Source organism: Streptomyces sp. NPDC090499 (assembly GCF_044769305.1).
Taxonomy (GTDB): Bacteria; Actinomycetota; Actinomycetes; order Streptomycetales; family Streptomycetaceae; genus Streptomyces.
On record NZ_JBIVXP010000020.1, the window covers coordinates 14575 to 28593 of the forward strand.

Annotated in this window: 10 protein-coding genes; 5 read left to right on the forward strand and 5 right to left on the reverse strand. The window is 71.4% G+C overall.

The window, feature by feature from the left end; translation table 11 throughout:
- The first annotated feature begins 26 nt into the window (after positions 1–26).
- Together ACIQVL_RS42510 and ACIQVL_RS42515 are read left to right on the forward strand one after the other, a co-directional pair.
- Positions 27–692, forward strand: coding sequence for an HAD family hydrolase (locus ACIQVL_RS42510; RefSeq protein WP_403478152.1), 666 nt, complete (start codon positions 27–29; stop codon positions 690–692).
- Between the two features lie 593 nt (positions 693–1285).
- Complete coding sequence (locus ACIQVL_RS42515; RefSeq protein WP_403434893.1) at positions 1286–6223, forward strand: NAD-glutamate dehydrogenase; 4938 nt, start codon at positions 1286–1288, stop codon at positions 6221–6223.
- 98 nt (positions 6224–6321) lie between these two features.
- On the opposite strand, the gene ACIQVL_RS42520 is transcribed toward ACIQVL_RS42515, so the two are convergent.
- Together ACIQVL_RS42520 and ACIQVL_RS42525 are read right to left on the reverse strand one after the other, a co-directional pair.
- Positions 6322–7185 carry an ABC transporter ATP-binding protein gene (locus ACIQVL_RS42520; RefSeq protein ID WP_403434951.1) on the reverse strand — a complete coding sequence of 288 codons (864 nt, stop codon included), beginning with the start codon at positions 7183–7185 and terminating at the stop codon, positions 6322–6324.
- A gap of 22 nt (positions 7186–7207) precedes the next feature.
- Positions 7208–8125 (reverse strand): ABC transporter permease, encoded by a 918-nt coding sequence (locus tag ACIQVL_RS42525; protein ID WP_403434892.1) that lies wholly within the window; start codon positions 8123–8125, stop codon positions 7208–7210.
- A 380-nt stretch (positions 8126–8505) separates the two neighbouring features.
- Here ACIQVL_RS42525 and ACIQVL_RS42530 point away from each other — a divergent pair, with 380 nt between their 5' ends.
- The 3 genes from ACIQVL_RS42530 to ACIQVL_RS42540 all read left to right on the forward strand — a co-directional run bounded on the left by ACIQVL_RS42530 (position 8506) and on the right by ACIQVL_RS42540 (position 10595).
- Positions 8506–9132, forward strand: a complete 627-nt coding sequence (locus tag ACIQVL_RS42530; RefSeq protein ID WP_383706698.1) for a TetR/AcrR family transcriptional regulator — start codon at positions 8506–8508, stop codon at positions 9130–9132.
- Between the two features lie 80 nt (positions 9133–9212).
- Entirely contained in the window at positions 9213–9590 is a 378-nt protein-coding gene (locus tag ACIQVL_RS42535) for a DoxX family protein (protein WP_403478153.1), read from the forward strand.
- 78 nt (positions 9591–9668) lie between these two features.
- Positions 9669–10595, forward strand: a complete 927-nt coding sequence (locus ACIQVL_RS42540) for an RNA polymerase sigma-70 factor (RefSeq protein WP_403478154.1) — start codon at positions 9669–9671, stop codon at positions 10593–10595.
- A 7-nt stretch (positions 10596–10602) separates the two neighbouring features.
- Here the strand turns inward: ACIQVL_RS42540 and ACIQVL_RS42545 are convergent, their stop codons facing one another.
- Genes ACIQVL_RS42545 through ACIQVL_RS42555 form a run of 3 tightly spaced genes read right to left on the reverse strand, consistent with a single transcriptional unit; the run spans position 10603 to position 13810 of the window.
- Entirely contained in the window at positions 10603–11541 is a 939-nt protein-coding gene (locus tag ACIQVL_RS42545) for an ADP-ribosylglycohydrolase family protein (RefSeq protein ID WP_403478155.1), read from the reverse strand.
- Between the two features lie 17 nt (positions 11542–11558).
- Complete coding sequence (gene galE / locus ACIQVL_RS42550; protein ID WP_403434885.1) at positions 11559–12539, reverse strand: UDP-glucose 4-epimerase GalE; 981 nt, start codon at positions 12537–12539, stop codon at positions 11559–11561.
- A 53-nt stretch (positions 12540–12592) separates the two neighbouring features.
- Complete coding sequence (locus tag ACIQVL_RS42555) at positions 12593–13810, reverse strand: glycosyltransferase 87 family protein (protein WP_403434949.1); 1218 nt, start codon at positions 13808–13810, stop codon at positions 12593–12595.
- Positions 13811–14019: the final 209 nt, after the last annotated feature.

Below are 14019 nucleotides of genomic sequence, written 5' to 3' on the forward strand. Positions count from 1 at the left end.
CAGTGGGGGCGGGTAGCGTTTTTGGCATGGGGAAGCACGAAAGCGCACACATTGTCTGGGACTGGAACGGGACGCTGTTCCACGACAACGACGCGATCATCGGCGCGACGAACGCGGCCTCGGCCGAGCTGGGCCTGGCGCCGATCACGCTGGAGCAGTACCGGGCGCTGTACTGCGTGCCGGTGCCGAAGTTCTACGAGCGGCTGATGGGGCGGCTGCCGACGGAGGCCGAGTGGGAGGTCATGGACGTGATCTTCCACCGGTACTACGCCGAGCACCGCGCCAGGTGCGGGCTGACCGAGGGGGCGGCCGAGCTGCTGGCCGGGTGGCGTTCGGCGGGGCGCAGCCAGTCGCTGCTGAGCATGTACGTGCATGACGAACTGGTCCCGCTGGTCCGGGGGTTCGGGATCGAGCCGCACTTCACACGGGTGGAGGGGCGGGTCGGGCCGTCGGGGGGCAGCAAGGCCGAGCACATGGTGCGGCACCTGCGGCACCTGGCGGATGTGCGGCCGGGACGGACCGTGGTGATCGGGGACGCGGCGGACGACGCGGTGGCGGCACGGGCGGCGGGGGCGCAGGCGGTGCTGTACACCGGGGGGTCGCACGGCAGGGCGAGCCTGGAGGAGGCCGGGGTGCCGGTCGTGGACTCGCTGGCGGAGGCGGTGGAGGAAGCGGAGCGGTTGGTGGCGTGAGCCGGTGCCGATGGGCTGGGGCCGGTGGGTGGGGACGCTCACCGGCGCCGGCCGGGTGCCTGCCCGCAGCTGAGGAGGGCCCCGTAAGGGGCGCGGGGAACTGCGCGACCATCCCCCACGCACCCGCACCGTCACCACCTGTTTTCGGCCACCCCACCCCCTGTGTCAGCCAGGGCCGCGCAGCGCCCTGTGCAGAACGTCAAAGTTCCACCCCCTGTTTTGTACACATACGGCTCATGACGACCCCCCGGTCGGGAGCGATAGCCTTGGTGGCGTGATCAGCGCGATAGTTCGCGGGGGCATCGGTGCCCCTGCCCTGCGCCCGGTGAGCACGGAACACCTCCGTGACCGGGCGGCGGTCGCTGGTCTTCCCGGGCGGAGGGCGCCGAAGGCGGCCCAGGCAGGAGCGCTGCCGAGAGCAGCATCACACCTGCGGAGCAGCTCAAATATGGCTCAATACCCCCCGCTCGTCTCACCTTGCGGCATAGCGTCGGAGCAGACCGGAGAACCCGGCCGTGGCGTCGAGCCGCAGGGGGAAGAGCCCGTACTTCCTTCTACGTCACGCAATGGCGCGCGACAGGAGCCAGAGGACAATGCAGACCAAGCTGGACGAAGCCAAGGCCGAGCTGCTCGATCGGGCCGCCCGGGTAGCTGAGAACAGCCCGGCCGGGGGGCACCTACCGACTGGGACGACGGGAGAGGCGGACCAGGAGTCCGTCTTCGCGTTCCTCCAGCGCTACTACCTGCACACCGCACCGGAGGACCTGGCCGACCGCGACCCGGTCGACGTCTTCGGCGCGGCCGTCTCGCACTACCGCCTCGCCGAGACCCGCCCCCAGGGCACCGCGAACGTCCGGGTGCACACCCCGACCGTCGAGGAGAACGGGTGGACCTGCACCCACACCGTGGTGGAGGTCGTCACCGACGACATGCCCTTCCTCGTGGACTCGGTCACCAATGAGCTGACCCGGCAGGGGCGCGGGATCCACGTCGTCATCCACCCCCAGATCGCGGTCCGCCGCGACCTCACCGGCAACATGATCGAGGTGCTGCCCACCCCGGCCGTCGGCGAGGAACTGCCGCACGACGCGTACATCGAGTCCTGGATCCACGTCGAGACCGACCGCGAGACCGATCGCTCCGACCTCAAGCAGATCACCGCCGACCTGCTGCGCGTGCTCTCCGACGTCCGGGAGGCCGTCGAGGACTGGGAGAAGATGCGGGAGGCGGCCGTCCGCGTCGCCGAGGACCTCGGCGCGGAGCCGGTCCCCGCCGACCTGCCGCGCCCCGAGGTCGAGGAGGCCCGCGAGCTGCTGCGCTGGCTGGCCGACGACCACTTCACCTTCCTCGGCTTCCGCGAGTACCAGCTGCGCGACGACGACTCGCTGGCCGCCGTACCCGGCACCGGCCTCGGCATCCTGCGCTCCGACCCGCAGCACTCCGGCGAGGAGGGCCACCCGGTCAGCCCCTCCTTCGAGCGGCTCCCGGCCGACGCGCGCGCCAAGGCCCGTGAGCACAAGCTCCTCGTCCTGACCAAGGCGAACAGCCGGGCGACCGTGCACCGGCCGTCGTACCTGGACTACGTCGGCGTCAAGAAGTTCGACGCGGACGGCAACGTGGTGGGTGAGCGGCGCTTCCTGGGCCTGTTCTCGTCGGCCGCCTACACCGAGTCGGTGCGCCGGGTGCCGGTGATCCGCCGCAAGGTCGACGCCGTGCTGGAGCGGGCGGGCTTCTCGCCCAACAGCCACGACGGCCGTGACCTGATGCAGATCATGGAGACCTACCCGCGCGACGACATGTTCCAGACCCCGGTCCCGGAGCTGGAGTCGATCGTCACGAGCGTGCTCTACCTCCAGGAGCGCCGCCGGCTGCGGCTGTACCTGCGCCAGGACGAGTACGGCCGCTACTACTCGGCCCTCGTCTACCTCCCGCGCGACCGCTACACCACCGGCGTCCGGCTGCGGATCATCGACATCCTGAAGGAGGAGCTCGGCGGCATCAGCGTCGACTTCACCGCCTGGAACACCGAGTCGATCCTCTCCCGGCTGCACTTCGTCGTGCGCGTCCCGCAGGGCACCGAGCTGCCCGAGCTGTCCGACACCGACAAGGACCGCATCGAGGCCCGCCTGGTCGAGGCGGCCCGCTCCTGGGCCGACGCGTTCGCCGAGGCGCTCAACGCCGAGTGCGGCGAGGAGCGCGCGGCCGAGCTGCAGCGCCGCTACACCAACTCCTTCCCCGAGGGCTACAAGGCCGACCACACCCCGCGCGCGGCGGTCGCCGACCTGGTCCACCTGGAGCGGCTCACCGAGGAACCGGGCAACGACTTCGCGCTCAGCCTCTACGAGCCGGTGGGCGCCGCTCCCGGCGAGCGCCGCTTCAAGATCTACCGCAAGGGCGCGGCGATCTCCCTGTCGGCCGTGCTGCCGGTGCTGAACCGGCTGGGCGTCGAGGTGATCGACGAGCGGCCGTACGAGCTGCGCTGCGCGGACCGGACGACCGCGTGGATCTACGACTTCGGGCTGCGCATGCCGAAGGTGTCCGGCGGCGGCAACGGCGACTACCTCGGCGACGACGGCCGGGAGCGTTTCCAGGACGCGTTCGCGGCGACCTGGACCGGCCTCGCGGAGAACGACGGCTTCAACGCGCTGGTGCTGAGCGCAGGGCTGACCTGGCGGCAGGCGATGGTGCTGCGGGCGTACGCGAAGTACCTGCGGCAGGCCGGTTCCACGTTCTCCCAGGACTACATGGAGACGACGCTCCGCAACAACGTCCACACCACCCGGCTGCTCGTCTCCCTGTTCGAGGCGCGGATGTCGCCGGACCGGCAGAAGGCCGGCCTGGAGATCACCGACGCCCTCCTGGAGGAGCTGGACGCGGCCCTCGACCAGGTGGCGAGTCTCGACGAGGACCGCATCCTGCGTTCCTTCCTGACCGTCATCAAGGCGACGCTGCGCACCAACTTCTTCCAGGAGACGGCCGAGGGCAAGCCGCACTCCTACGTCTCCATGAAGTTCGACCCGCAGGCCATCCCGGACCTCCCGGCGCCCCGCCCGGCGTTCGAGATCTGGGTGTACTCGCCGCGGGTCGAGGGCGTGCACCTGCGCTTCGGCAAGGTCGCGCGCGGCGGTCTGCGCTGGTCCGACCGGCGTGAGGACTTCCGTACCGAGATCCTCGGCCTGGTCAAGGCGCAGATGGTGAAGAACACCGTCATCGTGCCGGTCGGCGCCAAGGGCGGCTTCGTCGCCAAGCAGCTGCCCGACCCGGGCGTGGACCGGGACGCGTGGCTCGCCGAGGGCATCGCCAGCTACAAGACGTTCATCTCGGCGCTGCTCGACATCACCGACAACATGGTGGCCGGCGAGGTCGTGCCCCCGCAGGACGTGGTCCGGCACGACGAGGACGACACCTACCTGGTGGTCGCGGCCGACAAGGGCACGGCGACGTTCTCCGACATCGCCAACGAGGTCGCCGGCAGCTACAACTTCTGGCTCGGCGACGCCTTCGCCTCCGGCGGCTCCGCCGGCTACGACCACAAGGGCATGGGCATCACCGCCCGCGGCGCCTGGGAGTCCGTGAAGCGGCACTTCCGGGAGCTGGGCGTCGACACCCAGACCGAGGACTTCACGGTCGTCGGCATCGGCGACATGTCCGGTGACGTGTTCGGCAACGGCATGCTGCTCAGCGAGCACATCCGGCTGGTCGCCGCCTTCGACCACCGGCACATCTTCATCGACCCGAACCCGGACGCGGCCACCTCCTACGCCGAGCGCCGCCGCCTGTTCGACCTGCCCCGCTCCAGCTGGGGCGACTACAACACCGACCTGCTCTCGGCGGGCGGCGGGATCTTCCCGCGCAGCGCCAAGGCCATCCCGGTCAACAGCCACATCCGCGAGGTCCTCGGCATCGAGGAGAAGGTCGCCAAGCTGACCCCGGCCGACCTGATGAAGGCGATCCTCGGGGCACCGGTCGACCTGCTGTGGAACGGCGGCATCGGCACCTACGTCAAGGCGTCGACCGAGTCCAACGCGGACGTCGGCGACAAGGCCAACGACGCCATCCGCGTCGACGGCGCCGGCCTGCGCGTCAAGGTCGTCGGTGAGGGCGGCAACCTGGGCCTGACCCAGCTGGGCCGGATCGAGTTCGCCCGCCAGGGCGGCAAGATCAACACCGACGCCATCGACAACAGCGCCGGCGTGGACACCTCCGACCACGAGGTGAACATCAAGATCCTGCTCAACGGCGTGGTCGCGGACGGCGACATGACGGTCAAGCAGCGCAACAAGCTGCTCGCCGAGATGACCGACGAGGTCGGCGCCCTGGTGCTGCGCAACAACTACGCGCAGAACGTGGCGATCGCCAACGCGCTGGCCCAGTCCGGGGACATGCTCCACGCCCAGCAGCGCTTCCTGCGCCACCTGGTCAGGGAGGGTCACCTCGACCGGGCGCTGGAGTTCCTGCCCACCGACCGCCAGATCCGCGAGCGCATCGGCACCGGCCAGGGCCTGACCGGCCCGGAGACGGCCGTCCTGCTGGCGTACACGAAGATCACGGTCGCCGACGAGCTGCTGGCCACCACGCTGCCGGACGACCCGTACCTGAGCAGCCTGCTGCACGCGTACTTCCCGACGGCCCTGCGCGACCGGTTCGCCGCCGCGCTCGCCACCCACCCGCTGCGCCGCGAGATCACCACCACGGTGCTGGTCAACGACACGGTCAACACCGGTGGCACGACCTACCTGCACCGGCTGCGCGAGGAGACCGGGGCCTCCCTGGAGGAGATCGTCCGGGCGCAGACCGCGGCCCGCGCGATCTTCCGCTCGGCCCCGGTGTGGGACGCGGTCGAGGAGCTGGACAACAAGGTCGACGCGGCCGTCCAGACCCGGATCCGGCTGCACTCGCGTCGCCTGGTGGAGCGCGGCACCCGCTGGCTGCTGAACAACCGGCCGCAGCCGCTCCAGCTCCTGGAGACCGTCGACTTCTTCTCCGAGCGGGTCGAGCAGGTCTGGCAGCAGCTGCCGAAGCTGCTGCGCGGCGCGGACCTGGAGTGGTACCAGCACGTGTACGACGAGCTGTCCGCGGCCGGCGTGCCCGCCGAGGTCGCCACCCGCGTGGCCGGCTTCTCCTCCGCCTTCCCGGCGCTGGACATCGTCTCGGTGGCCGACCGCACCGGCAAGGAGCCGCTGGACGTCGCCGAGGTCTACTACGACCTCGCCGACCGGCTCGGCGTCACCCAGCTGATGGACCGCATCATCGAGCTCCCGCGGGCCGACCGCTGGCAGTCGATGGCCCGCGCCTCCATCCGCGAGGACCTGTACGCGGCCCACGCCATGCTCACCGCCGACGTGCTCGCCGCGGGCAACGGCACGTCGACGCCCGAGCAGCGCTACCAGGCCTGGGAGCAGAAGAACGCCGCGATCCTGGGTCGGGCCCGCACCACCCTGGAGGAGATCCGCAGCTCGGACTCCTTCGACCTGGCCAACCTGTCGGTGGCCATGCGGACGATGCGGACGCTGCTGCGCACGCACTCGTAGCCGCGCAGCCGTAGTCGCAGCCGCACGACACGAAAGCGCCCCGGGCCGGTGAGGCTCGGGGCGCTTTCTTTCCTGCTCGTGCTTGTTCCTGCCGATGTTCAGGAGGGCTGGGCGGCCTTCGGCTGCGGCTTGGGCTTCGCCTTCGTCTTGTCGGACCTGTCGCCGGTGAAGGCCTCGTACTCGGTGAGGACTTCCTCGGTCGGCCCGTCCATGCGCAGCACACCCCGCTCCAGCCACAGCACCCGCTCGCAGGTGTCGCGGATGGACTTGTTGTTGTGGCTGACCAGGAAGACCGTGCCCGCGTGCTGGCGCAGCTCGCGGATCCGCTCCTCGGACCGCATGCGGAAGGACGCGTCACCGGTGGCCAGGGCCTCGTCGATGAGGAGGACGTCGTGGTCCTTGGCGGCGGCGATGGAGAAGCGGAGCCGGGCGCCCATGCCGGAGGAGTAGGTGCGCATCGGCAGGGTGATGAAGTCGCCCTTCTCGTTGATGCCGGAGAAGTCGACGATGTCCTGGTAGCGCTCCTTGATCTCCTCGCGGGACATGCCCATGGCGAGGCCGCCGAGGTAGACGTTCTTCTCGCCGGTCAGGTCGCCCATCAGGGCCGCGTTGACGCCGAGGAGGGAGGGCTGGCCGTCGGTGTAGATGGCGCCGTTCTCCACCGGGAGCAGGCCGGCGACCGCCTTGAGCAGGGTCGACTTGCCGGAGCCGTTGGTGCCGATCAGGCCGATCGCCTCGCCCTTGTAGGCGACGAAGGAGACGTTCTTGACCGCGTGCACCTTGCGGACGCCGGCCGCCTGCTCCGCGTGCTTGCGGCGCAGCATGCGGTTGAGGGCGGCGGTGGCGGAGCCGCGTCCGGCGCCGGTGCCGTTGACCCGGTAGACGATGTCGACGCTGTCGCAGACGACGGTGGGGACGTCGCTCACGCTGCGGGCCTCGCCCACGGTGGGGGTGTCGCTCATGCTGGGGGTGTCGCTCACGTTCTCAGCCACGGCCGTACGTCTCCTCAGCCTTCCAGAAGTAGATGAACCCGCCGACGCCGACGACCAGGGCCCAGACGGTCGCGACGATCCACACGTGCGGCGGCAGCTGGCTGCCGTGGAAGCTGTCGATCAGGGCGAAGCGCATGAGGTCGATGTAGACGGCGGCCGGGTTGTCCTTGAGTACCGGGTTCACCCAGCTCGGCAGACCGTGGTGGTTCTTGGTCAGCTTGTCGATGTTCCACATGACGCCGGAGATGTACATCCAGGTGCGCAGGATGAACGGCATCAGCTGGGCGATGTCCGGGGTCTTGGCGCCCCACCGGGCCATGATCATCGCGAAGCCGGCGTTGAAGGTGAACTGCAGGATCAGCGCGGGGATCGCCAGCAGCCAGGAGGCGGCCACCGGAACGCCGAAGCAGAGCAGGATGACGACCAGGGCGGCCATCGAGAACAGCAACTGCTGCAGCTGCTGGAGGCAGAAGGAGATCGGCAGTGCGGCGCGCGGGAAGTGCAGGGCGCGGACGAGGCCCAGGTTGCCGGAGATCGCGCGGGTGCCGACCATGATCGAGCTCTGCGTGAACGTCCAGATGAACACGCCCGTGACCAGGAACGGGATGTAGTCCGGCACGCCGCGCTTGGTGCCGAGCAGGACACCGAAGATGAAGTAGTACACCGCCGCGTTCAGCAGCGGGGTCATGACCTGCCAGACCTGGCCGAGCTTCGCCTGTGCGTACTGGGCGGTCAGCTTGGCGGTGGCGAAGGCGATGATGAAGTGCCGTCGCTCCCACAGCTGGCGGATGTACTGGGGCAGGGAGGGACGGGCGCCGCTGACCGAGAGACCGTGCCGGGCGGCGAGCGCCGCGAGGTCGTCCTCGGCCGTGACCGGGGCCGGGGGCGGTGTGTGGAGAACCTGGGTCACATCCGCTGCTTTCACTCGGAGGGTGGGGGTGCGGCGCCCGGCTGGGCGCCGGGCCCGTCATCCGGCGTTTCCTTACGCTTCTCTTTACGTTTTCTCACGTCGGAACGGGACCGTATCGTCGCAACGGGAGCGTAGGCCGAGTTGGCGTCGGAACGCAACCGTTTCGTCGTCACGGACGGATGTGTGCCGTAACACTTTCGAGGTCGGGGCGCGACCGATTCGTTGTGGTGTGCTGTGGGCGCCTGTTCGGTACGGCGGTGAGCTGGGAGGTGTTCAACCGGACCGCGTTGCGGGTGCGTTGCGGCGTTCGGGTGGCGGCTCGGTGTCGGTGCGTCGTCGGAACGCAACCGTTTCGTCGTTACGCCCCTATGCTGGGAGGCATGACGACGAACGCCGAGGAGTCCCAGACGCGTCCGCGCCGACGAGCCCCCGCCGGGGCGGCCGTCCTCCGTGAGGACGTGACCGAGGCCATCCGGGCCGCCGTCTTCGAGGAACTCGCGGCGGTCGGGTATGCCCGGATGTCCATCGAGGGCATCGCGCGCCGCGCCGGCGTCGGCAAGACCGCCGTCTACCGCCGCTGGCGCTCCAAGCTGCACCTGGTCCTCGACGTCGTCTCCGCCCTCGCCGTGCTGGGCCTGCCGGTGCCCGACACCGGCTCCCTGGAGGGCGACCTGCGGCTGCTGTACGAGGTCACGTCCCGTGCGCTGCGCCATCCGGTCGCCTCGCAGATCATCCCGGACCTGCAGGCCGAGGCGGCCCGCAACCCCGACATCGCCGAGGCCATGCAGAAGACGCTGCGCGAGGGCCAGGAGGGCGTCGCCAGCAAGATCATCGAGGCGGCGCAGCGGCGCGGCGAACTCGCCGAGGGCCTCGACGACGACCTGGCGATGGACCTGATCTCCGGCCCGCTGTACTGGCGCTCGGTGGTGATCCGCACCCCGAAGCTGCCCAAGGGGTACCTGGCGGCGCTGGCCCGCGGGACCACGGAGGCGCTCAAGGCGCTGTGACCACTCGGGCCGGGGATGTCACAGGCCGCGCGGCCGTCTCGTCGTAGAGGGCACAGGCATCCTCGAACAGGGAGTGGACGATGAACCTCGCGCTGTGGATCACCGCCGGGCTGCTCGCCGCGGTGGCACTGGCCGGCGGGATCAGCAAGACGTTCGTACCGAGGGAGAAGCTGGCCGCGGCGCACGGCGGCGGCTGGACCGGTGACGCCGGCGACGGTCTCGTGCGGACGCTCGGCGTCCTCGAACTCCTGGCCGCGGCGGGCCTGGTCCTGCCCGCCGTCACCGGCATCGCGCCGGTGCTGGTGCCGGTGACCGCCACCGCCTGGGTCCTGCTGATGATCGGCGCGATGATCACCCACGGGCGGCGCGGAGAGCGGGCGTTCGTGGCACTGAACCTCTGCTATCTGGCCCTCGCGCTGGTCGTCGCGGCGGGCCGGTTCGGCCCGGCCTCCTTCTGAACCTCCGACACTTCTGGCACTTCTGGCACTTCTGACACTGGACGGGGACACGGGGACATGGGGCACGGGGGAGTGGACATGAAGAACAGGACCGAGGAGTTCCAGGAGCTGCGGCCGCTGCTGTTCTCGATCGCGTACCGGCTGCTGGGCAGCGTCGCCGAGGCCGAGGACGCCGTACAGGAGGCCTGGCTGCGTTTCGCCGGGTCACCGACGGACGTCAGGTCGCCGAAGGCCTTCCTGTCGGCCGCCGTGACCCGGATCTCGATCGACGTACTGCGCTCGGCCCGGGTCCGGCGCGAGGAGTACGTCGGCCCGTGGTTCCCCGAGCCGCTGCTCGCCGACCCCTACGAGGATCCGGTCCGGTCGGCCGAGCTGGCCGACTCGGTGTCGATGGCGGCCCTGCTGCTCCTGGAACGGCTCAGCCCCCTGGAACGCGCTGTCTTCGTCCTGCGCGAGGTGTTCGACTTCGGCTTCCCCGAGGTCGCGTCGGCGGTGGGCCGCTCGGAGGCGGCCTGCCGCCAGCTGGCGGTCCGGGCCCGGCGCCACATGGCCGAGGGCCGCCCCCGCTTCGAGGCGGACCGCAGGGAACGCGAGGAACTGGCCGCGCGCTTCTTCGAGGCCCTGCAGGAGGGCGATGTCGCCGCCCTCCAGGACCTGCTCGCCGGCGACGCGTCGCTGGTCGGCGACGGCGGCGGCAAGGCCCCGCAGCTCGCCCGCGCGGTCCTGGGCGCCCAGCACGTGGCCCGCCTCCTCGCCGCCGTCTTCCCGGTGCTGGCCCGCATCGAGGTGACCACCGAGCGGCACGAGGTCAACGGCCAGCCCGGCGCGGTCCTCCACGACCGCGACGGCAAGGTCCTCCAGACCTTCTCCCTCGACATCCTCGACGGCCGCATCCAGACCATCCGCCTCGTCCTCAACCCCGACAAGCTCGCCCACATGGGCCCGGTGGCCGACGCCTGGGCCGTCTCCGAGGAACTCAAACAGGCCCGCAGGACCGCGGAGTGACGGGGCCTCAGGCCCCGAGGCGCCGGGCCAGCGCCGACAGGTCCGCCGCCCGCAGCACCCGGTCGCCGAACCCGGGCAACGGCACGTGCAGGACGTCCGTCCACCGTTCCGGCACGGCCCCGACGCCGTGCACGGCACCGGCCAGGGCGCCGGTGACCGCCGCGACGGTGTCCGTGTCGCCGCCCAGGTCGACGGCTGCCCGGACGGCTTCCTCGTAGGAGGAGGTGGTCCGCAACGCCCAGACCGCGGAGCCCAGGCAGGGCCACACGGCGCCGTTGTACTCGGTCGCGAGGTCGGGGTGCCAGCGGGGGGCGAGGACGGTGGCGTACCGGTCGCGGTGGCCGGGGTGGACCGCCGCCAGCGCTTCCGGAACGGCGGTCAGCGGGTCGGCTCCGGACAGGGCGACCCGCAGCAGCTCGTGCAGGATCGCGGTGCCCTCCCAGGCGGCCCGGTCCCCGTGGGTGAGCGCGGCCAGCCGGCGGCCGGCGTCCATCGTGCCGTCCCGGCCCAGGGGCGCGAAATACACCCCGGACGTCGCGGCACGCATCAACGCCCCGTTGCCCGCGGCGCGCTGACTGATCTGGAAGTGCAGGGCGGCGGCGAGATCCCACGGGTCTCCGCTGCCCAGCACGGCCTCGGTCTGCAGGCCGATGTCCTTCGGCTCGGCCGCCGCCCACCGCTGGAACCGCCCGAAGACGTCCGGGAGTTCCAGCCCGCCCCGTTCCACCAGGGACTCCCCGACCAGCACGGCCATCTGCGTGTCGTCGGTCGCCTCGCCCGGCTCCCAGCCGCCGCCTCCGCACATCTCACCCCCGTGACCCGCCCTCGGGAACCGCGCGGAGAAGGCCCCCTCGGGGCCGAACTCGAAGGGTGCGCCCAGGGCGTCACCGACGGCGGAACCGATGACGGCGCCCAGGACACGGTCGAGGCGGGACAGGCGAGGCATCTCCGCAGGGTACGGGGTCAGTCGCGGCCTGCCTCCGGGTGCAGGCGTACCCAGCCGGACCAGGCCGAGGTGATCATGTCGTGGACGTCGTGTTTGGCCTTCCAGCCGAGTTCGGTGGTGATGCGGTCGGCGGAGGCGACGACGCGGGCCGGGTCGCCGGGGCGGCGGGCGGTGACGGCCGGGGGGAGGTCGTAGCCGGTGACGGTGCTGATGCGGTCGATCATCTCGCGGACCGAGACGCCCTCGCCGCGCCCGATGTTGAGGGTGAGCGCGCGGCCCGGCTCGGCCTGGAGGGCGCGGGCCGCGGCCACGTGGGCCTCGGCGAGGTCCACCACGTGGATGTAGTCGCGGACGCAGGTGCCGTCCGGGGTCGCGTAGTCGTCGCCGAAGATGCGCGGCGGGGCGTTCTCCGTGAGCTTCTCGAACACCATCGGGACCAGGTTGTAGACGCCGACGTCGGCGAGTTCGGGGCGGGCCGCGCCGGCCACGTTGAAGTAGCGGAGCGAGGCCGTGGCGAGTCCGGTGGCCCGGCCCGTGGCGCGGACCAGCCACTCGCCCGCCAGCTTCGTCTCGCCGTACGGCGACATCGGCAGGCACGGCGTCTCCTCCGTCACCAGCTCGACGTCCGGCATGCCGTAGACCGCCGCGGAGGAGGAGAACACGAAGGACGGGACCCGGGCCTCCGTCACGGCCTGCAGCAGGACGCGCAGGCCTTCGACGTTCTCGTGGTAGTAGTGCAGCGGGCGGTCCACCGACTCGCCGACCTGCTTCTTCGCCGCCAGGTGCACGACCCCGGTCACCTCGTGCTCGGCCAGGACCCGGGCGACCTTCTCACCGTCGAGCGTGGAGCCGACCACCAGCGGCACGTCCTCCGGCAGGCGCTCCGCGATGCCGGTGGACAGGTCGTCGTACACCACCGTCCGCTCGCCCGCCTCCGCCATCGCGCGTACGACATGCGCCCCGATGTAACCGGCGCCGCCGGTGATCAGCCAGGTCATGTGTGGCCGTCCCCTCCGTGAGTTGGCCCGTGGTGTTCGTCAGCCGCGGGTCGTCAGCCGCGGTCACTCCTCAGTGAACCAGGTGCCGCCGACATCCGCGGACGGGCGAGCTGACGCACCGCGGTCATGCGGACACCGGCCGTGTCCTCGCGGCGGCGGGTGGCGCGCCACAGCCGGGTCAGGGAGAGCACGGCGGCGGTGGCCAGCAGGCCGTTGCGGGCGAGCATCAGCAGGCAGCCGGTCCAGGTGCAGTGGACGACCTCGGCGTAGAACGCGGGATAGGCGACGGCACTGAGCGCGGTCGCCGCCAGGACGAGCGCGGCGACCGGCCGCTGGGTGGTGTGCCGCGAGGTCAGGCAGACGGCGGCCAGGCCCAGCAGCCAGATCATGTACTGCGGGCTGATCACCCGGCTGGTGACGGTGAACAGGAGCACCGCGCTCAGTGCCGCGTCGTACGGGGTGGCCGGGGTCCAGTGCCGGGCCCGTACCCGCCACACGAGCAGCAGTGCGAAGGCGGCCGCGGTGAGCGCGAGGGACGCGGTCGCGACCGCGTGCACGTGCGGGCCGACCAGTTCGATGGCGCCGTACCGGTACCGGGTGGTGCCCCGCCAGCCGGCGTGCCGCGCGAGGCTCAGCGCGGTCCCGCCGAGCGACTCGACCTGCACGCCCCGGCCGCCCTGCTGGCGGAGGAACGCGAGCGGGTTGCGGAAGGACACCACGAAGACGGCCAGGGTCACGGTCCCTGTCAGGGCCGCGGTCAGCCACGCCCTGCGGGTCGGACGCCCGCGCTCCAGGCCCAGCAGCACCAGCGCCGGCCACACCTTCACCAGCGCGCCGAGCGCCGCGAGCGCACCGCACGCGCGCGTGGAGCGCTCCAGCGCCAGCAGGGAGAGCACGGCGAAGGCGGTGACCGCCACGTCGTAGCGGGCCAGCGGGAGGTGCAGCAGGAGCGGCAGGCCGCCGGTCCACAGGGCGGCGCCGAGCAGGGTGCGGCCGGGGCGCCGGCCGGCGCGGGCGAGTGCCGCCGTGACCAGGGCGTCGGTGGCCAGGGTGAGCGCCACGAACGCCTGGAAGTAGCTCAGTTCCGGCACCAGCCCCGGCGCCAGCAGCACCGCGCCGGCGCCCGGCGGGTACTGCCACAGCGTGTCGTGCGCCGGGAACGCGCCGTGCGACAGCACCCCGTACCAGTGGAAGTACAGCCGCCACACCTCGCGCGCGACCGATCCGTGTCCCAGCAGCCGCTCGTTGTTGTGGGCGAGGAGCCACAGCATCAGCGCGCGCGTGGCGGCCCAGGCGACGGCGAGGCGGAGCAGCGGTGGGAAGCGGCGCGCGGGGAGGCGCGGGGGGAGACGCGAGCCGCCGGACGGGCGGCGCAGCCGCGGGAGTCGAACAGCCGGGGCGAACGGGAGACGCGGAAGCGGAGTGCACGGGTGGCGATTCATCGACCGCGAGCGTAAGCCGCGCGGATGGTGTATCCATG